Source organism: Collinsella sp. AM20-15AC (assembly GCF_003471405.1).
In the GTDB taxonomy this organism is placed as follows: domain Bacteria; phylum Actinomycetota; class Coriobacteriia; order Coriobacteriales; family Coriobacteriaceae; genus Collinsella.
On record NZ_QRJA01000004.1, the window covers coordinates 101020 to 107019 of the forward strand.

5 protein-coding genes are annotated in these 6000 nt (G+C 62.7%); 3 read left to right on the top strand and 2 right to left on the bottom strand.

Annotated features, from left to right (window positions below; genetic code table 11):
- Window positions 1-202 precede the first annotated feature (202 nt).
- From DW233_RS02460 to DW233_RS02470, 3 genes are all read left to right on the top strand, one after another.
- A complete protein-coding gene (locus tag DW233_RS02460; protein ID WP_006235289.1) occupies window positions 203-490 on the top strand; it encodes an ACT domain-containing protein in 288 nt (95 codons plus the stop codon).
- Window positions 491-567: 77 nt separating this feature from the next.
- Complete coding sequence (locus DW233_RS02465) at window positions 568-1986, top strand: citrate synthase (RefSeq protein WP_118266522.1); 1419 nt, start codon at window positions 568-570, stop codon at window positions 1984-1986.
- A gap of 87 nt (window positions 1987-2073) precedes the next feature.
- Window positions 2074-2916 carry a Cof-type HAD-IIB family hydrolase gene (locus DW233_RS02470; RefSeq protein WP_118266524.1) on the top strand — a complete coding sequence of 281 codons (843 nt, stop codon included), beginning with the start codon at window positions 2074-2076 and terminating at the stop codon, window positions 2914-2916.
- A gap of 42 nt (window positions 2917-2958) precedes the next feature.
- Here the strand turns inward: DW233_RS02470 and DW233_RS02475 are convergent, their stop codons facing one another.
- Both DW233_RS02475 and DW233_RS02480 read right to left on the bottom strand, forming a co-directional pair.
- On the bottom strand, window positions 2959-3753 hold the full coding sequence (locus DW233_RS02475; protein WP_055310360.1) for a Cof-type HAD-IIB family hydrolase: 795 nt from the start codon (window positions 3751-3753) through the stop codon (window positions 2959-2961).
- Window positions 3754-3959: 206 nt separating this feature from the next.
- The gene (locus DW233_RS02480; protein ID WP_117854447.1) at window positions 3960-5780 is read right to left on the bottom strand and encodes an adenine deaminase; all 1821 of its coding nucleotides are present in this window, start codon (window positions 5778-5780) and stop codon (window positions 3960-3962) included.
- Window positions 5781-6000 lie beyond the last annotated feature (220 nt).

Genomic DNA, 6000 nt, shown 5'->3' on the forward strand with positions numbered 1-6000 from the left:
GGCTGAGATCGGAAATCAACCCAACACGAGCCGGACACGCGCCAGACGGCTCTTCCCCGTGCGGCCTTCCCCCTTACGCTCATGTTGCAGGCATGTAACGCCGCAGCGAGCGCGCCTTTTTTGCGCCAGACAGGTACAATGATGAACACTGTACCGTAGCGGAGCGCCCCGCGCGCGCCGCAATCACGCGAAAGGGTTTCCCATGGCCGAGATCTCGTCCTCCCGTATCGTCATCACCGTCCTTGGCAAGAACCGCCCCGGCATCGTCGCCGGCGTCACCCGTGTCCTAGGCGAGGCCAACGTCGACATCCGCGACATCACGCAGTCCATTATCGAGGACATCTTCACCATGACCATGCTGGCCGATACCGCCGAGTCCAAGCTCGACTTCGCCGAGCTGCAGAAGGCGCTGGCCGAGGCCGGCGAGCTTTCGGGCGTCAACGTGTCCATCCAGCGCGAGGACGTCTTCAACTTTATGTACCGCCTGTAGCGAGCAAGCCGCTGGGGATAGCCTGACGCGCGCATGCCCATGCAAGTCACCCCGATGCGGCCCGGAGAGGAGCGCGCATGGCCTACGACGCCAAGAAAATCTATTACCGCTTCGATGACCACTTGAGCCGCCTGGTTCTGGATTACGAGGCGAGCCGTCAGATTTCGCCCGAAAGCGAAAACCTCTACCACGGCCTGCCGACCGACCCTTATGACGAGGACCTGTTTGTCGAGCACAATGTCAAGCGCGGCCTGCGCAATGCAGACGGTTCGGGCGTGGTCGCGGGCCTCACTCGCATCTCGGATGTGCATGGCTACAACAAGGTCGACGGTAAGGTCGTGCCCGATCAGGGCAAACTCACGCTTCGTGGCTACAGCATCGAGGATCTGGTCAACAACGCCCAGGCCGAGAATCGCTACGGCTACGAAGAGGTCGCTTATCTGCTCATTACGGGCTCTCTGCCCACCAAGGAAGAGCTTGACGGTTTTTGCGAACGTCTGGGTGCTTTTAGGCACCTGAGCGACGAATACGTTAAAGAGTTCCCTATGACCACGGTGTCGTCGAGCATCATGAACGTGCTCCAGCGCGCCGTACTGCTGCTCTACGCCTTCGATGCCGAACCAGACGTGATCACGCCCGAGCACGAAATCGACGTCGCCATTTCCATGCTCGCACGTCTCCCGCGCATCGCCGCCTTCGCACACATGGCCTCGGTCGCCAAGCTTCGCGGCTCCGAGGTTCACGTGCCGCACCCCACGCCCGGCCTCTCCACCGCCGAGACCATCCTACAGGTCTTGCGCGGTGGCATGGCGTTCACCCGCGACGAAGCCATGCTGCTCGACGTGATGCTCATGCTGCATGCCGAGCACGGCGGCGGCAACAACTCCACGTTTGCCTGCCGCGTGCTGTCGTCTTCGGCCACCGACCCGTATTCCGCCTACGCCGCGGCTATCGGCTCGCTCAAGGGCCCGCGCCACGGCGGTGCCAACGCCAAGGTCGTGTCCATGCACGAGGACATCCGCGCGCATGTCTCCAATTGGGAGGACGAGGACGAGGTCGCGGCCTACCTAGGCAAGATCCTCGATAAGCAGGCCTTCGACGGCACGGGTCTCATCTACGGTATGGGCCACGCCGTCTACACGCTGAGCGACCCACGTGCCGAGGTCTGCCGCCGTTACGCGCGCACGCTTGCCGCCAAGAAGGACCTGGGCGATGAGTTCGCACTCATCGAGCGCATCGAGCACCTGGCACCGCAGGTGATGCGCGACCACGGCATGACCAAGCCCATCTGCGCCAACATCGACCTGTACACGGGCTTTATCTACAAGATGCTCGGCGTGCCCGAGACGCTCTTTACGCCGCTATTCGCCGTTGCCCGCATGGCCGGCTGGTCGGCGCACCGCATGGAAGAGCTCTTCTGCGCGCACCGCATCATCCGTCCCGCGTATCGCCCGGTTATCGAGCCGCTGGAGTACAAGCCGCTCGCCGACCGCTAGGACGCAGACCGTTATAGAACCCGAGCGTGGCCAGGGCATCACCGCCCTCGGCCACGCTTTTTATGCCAGTAGAAAGGGCTGCATCGAATGATTGTGTTTTCCGACATGGATGGAACGCTGCTGACGAGCGATAAGCAGATGAGCGACGCCACCTGGGCGATGCTCGACGAGCTCGCGCGCCGCGGTATTGAGTTTGTGCCCTGCACGGGGCGCCCGCTGTCGGGCGTCTTTGAGCCCATCCTCGCCCACCCCGCCGTACACTACGCAGTCTGCGCCAACGGTGCCAGCGTCTGGCAGCTCGACGACGATGTGCCCAACGATGCCTCGCGCGCCACGCGCATTTTGAGCCGTCCGCTCGATCGCGGCATTGCCCATCGCGTCCGTCGCATCGCCGCCGGCCACGATGTGACCTTCGATATCTTCGCGGATGGGCAGTGCTTCCTCCCCCGCTCGCTCTACACGCGCCTGGACGAATTCTGCGGCGGCGACCCCCACATCGCGGCTTCGCTCAAGCGCACACGAACACCGATCGACATGGATATCGACAGCAAGATCGACGGGGTCGAGACGCTCGAACGCATCGCCATGTACTGGCACGACCCGGCCGATCGCGACGCCATCGCGGCGGAGCTCGACACGCTCGGAGGCATTGAGGTCACGCGTTCTTACGCCATGAATATCGAGGTCATGGGTGAGGGCGCCACCAAGGGAACGGCCCTCACGTGGCTATGCGAGCACCTGGGCGAGCGTCTCGCCGACGCCTGGGCGTTCGGCGACAACATCAACGACATCCCCATGCTGCAGGCAGCGGGCCACGGCATGGCCATGATCAACGCCGAGCCCGAAGACCGCGAGGCCGCCGACGCCGTCACCGGATACGACAACGACCACGACGGCGTCGCCCACACCATCATGGCCGCCCTCGCCTAGCAGCAGCAACCCGGCAGAAAAGGAACGTCCCTAACTGCTGGATTAAGCAAGGCTCTCCAGAACACGGCGGAGTTCTTGCTGGACGGCGTGGTCGCGGTTACAACCCACCACGCGATCGGCCACCGCCTTAAGCGCGGGGCGCGCGTTTTCCATCGCGCAGCCCGTGCCGACAAAGCGAATGATCTCGTAGTCGTTCATCGAGTCGCCAAACGCCATGACCTCGTCGCGACCAATGCCGTAATGCTCCGCGAGCTGCGCGATACCCGAGGCCTTCGACACACCGGGCTGCATGGCATCGATCCACGCGTTGCCCGAAGGCGCAAAAGTAAAGAGCTGACCAAGTTCGCGCTGTAGCACGTACGCACTGTCCATAACCGCACTGTCGTCGCAAAAGATACTCGCTTTGATGATATTTACGCTGGGATCGGGCAGCTCCCAAATACGCTCGGCATTGGGAAGGTCCTTATCGACCTCACGCACGAACTTGCACTCGTCATCGAGCAGGAAGGACTTGGTTCGGTCAAAGAGCGCAAGATGCAGATTGGGAAACGTCCTGACGGCTTGGGCGAGCCTTCGAATCGCCAGGTGGGAATACACCTCACGGTCTACCATCTTACCGTCGGCGTAGACTTGGGCGCCGTTAGCGGCGACAAAGTCCATCTTGTCGCGAACGGGCGCAAAGAACTCGCACAGGCGATCGTAGCGACGACCTGACGATGCGGCGAAATGCACGCCATGCTCGTGTAGCGCCAGAATCAGTTCGTAGGTCTCGGGAGGCACCTGGCCGTTTTCGTCAAGCAGTGTGCCGTCCATATCGGATGCAATCAGTTTAAACATAGAAAAGCTCCCTTCGGGCTTGTTGGAATCGAACGTGTATCCGATTCCAACGTACCCAAAGGGAGCTCAAATAAGACTCCGCGGGCGTAAACGTTACATAGACCTGGCAAATAGCTCACGCGTGCCAGAGAGCCCACGACCGCGGCGGCAGGCGACACACGGAAGAGTGTCCCCAACGACTAGTCGTTTAAGAACGTCCCCGATGACTAGTCGGCGTAGGTGAAGGTGGTGACGTCGAACATGCCCTCGGGGCGGATGCGGAGCGTCGGGATCACCGGCAGGGGCAGGAAGATGATGCCCATGATGGGGTCGAGCGGCGGCTCGATGCCCATGGCGCGCGCCTTGACCATAAAGTCGTCGTGCTGCGCGGCAACGTCCTCGGCCGTGCCCTCGCTCATCAGGCCACCGAGCGCCAGCGGGATGCGCGCTACGACCTCGCCATCGCGTACCAGCACGTGGCCGCCCTGGCCAACAGCCTCGACGGCAGCCATCATGTCGGCCGCGTTGTCGCCCACCACGCACACGTTGTGCGAGTCGTGGCCGATCGTGGAGGCAATGGCACCGCCCGTGATGGTAAAGCCGCGCACCCAGCCGCGACCAATGTGCTTGCCAACGAGACCCAGGCCCGCAGGACCATCACCGTCGGCGCCCTCGGCCTGCAGTGACACGCCGCGGCCGTGGCGCTCGATCAGCATAATGCGGCGCAGGCCCTCGGCGCTCTCGGGGCGAGCCATGCCCGTGATGGCCTTACCCGGCACCACGTCAATCACGGCCTCGCCCGGCTTAAAGGCATAGTCAAACACGTCGAGCGAAAGCTTCGGCAGCTTAACGGAGGCGCGCAGCTCATCGGCAAGGGCCGCAACCTCGGCCATCTCGGGTGCGATCTCGCCCACAAAGGTGCCGTCCTGCGCCACCAGAGCACCGGCGGCATATACGCGATGCGGAGCCTTGGCAAACGTCAGGTCATCGAGCAACAGCAGGTCGGCGCGTTTGCCCGGGGCGATCGCGCCACGGAGCTCATGCGGGTCGCGACAGCCGTGGTCCAGGCCAAATGCCTCAGCCGTGGAAAGGGACGCCATGGAGATGGCGACCACCGGGTCGATGCCGGCCTCGATGGCCACGCGGCAGACATTGTCGATCATGCCGGTCGAAAGAGCATCGGAGGGAGCGCGGTCGTCGGTCGCAAAGCAGCAGCGGCGGGCGCGGGCAGGGTTCTCCAGCAGCATCGGAGACAAATTGGCCAGGTCGTGGCTGCACGTGCCCTCACGCAGCATCACATACATGCCGCGGGACAGCTTGTCGAGCGCCTCCTCGGGAATCGTCGACTCGTGGTCGGCGATAATGCCCGCTGCGGCATAGGCGTTGAGGTCCATACCGGCAACGAGCGGCGCGTGGCCGTCAACCTGCTTGGACGGCGTCTGGTTGGCAGCATCGATGCGGGCACAGGTCTCGGGGTCGGCCATAAAGACGCCCGGCAGGTTCATCATTTCGCCCAGACCAAAGACATCGCCCGGATGCTCGGCAAAAAACGCCTGCATGTCAGCGGCGGTAATCACAGCGCCCGCTTGCTCGTCGGGCAGTGCGGGCACGCACGAAGGCATCATGTACTTGATGGAGATGGGCGCACGACGACCATCCTCGATCATAAAGCGCAGGCCGTCGAGACCGGCAACATTGGCAATCTCGTGGCTGTCGGCAATGGCGGTGGTAGTACCGCGCGTCGCGGCCATGCGAGCATACTCGGCGGGACGGATGTTCGAGGACTCAATGTGCAGATGCCCGTCAATAAAACCGGGAGCGAGATAGCGACCCTGGCAGTCGACGACCTCAGTTGCCTCGTAGGTGCCAGCGGCATCGTCGCGACCATCGTAGAGCACGCCGACGATCACACCGTCCTTGACGGCAACGCTACCGGGCGCCACACGCTGGCCATACACGTCGACGATCTGCGCATTGGTAAACAGCGTGTCGACGGGCACGCGGCCCTCGGCGGCCTCGATCACAGACCTCATGACCTCAACGGACATACGTACTCCTTTAACCGTAGAAAAAAGCTGCGGAGCGGACAGACCTTCACCGCAGCAAGCCAATAGCCATTGTATGCCCAAAAGAAAGTCCCGCTAACACCCCTTCCGCTTAACGGCACCGCCAAATGATCCCTCCGTCCCCAAGGGATCGTCGTAATCAAAACCACCCCTAGAAGGGGTGGTTTGCTCTTAGGGTGTAACCCTTGGATTTCCGGCACGC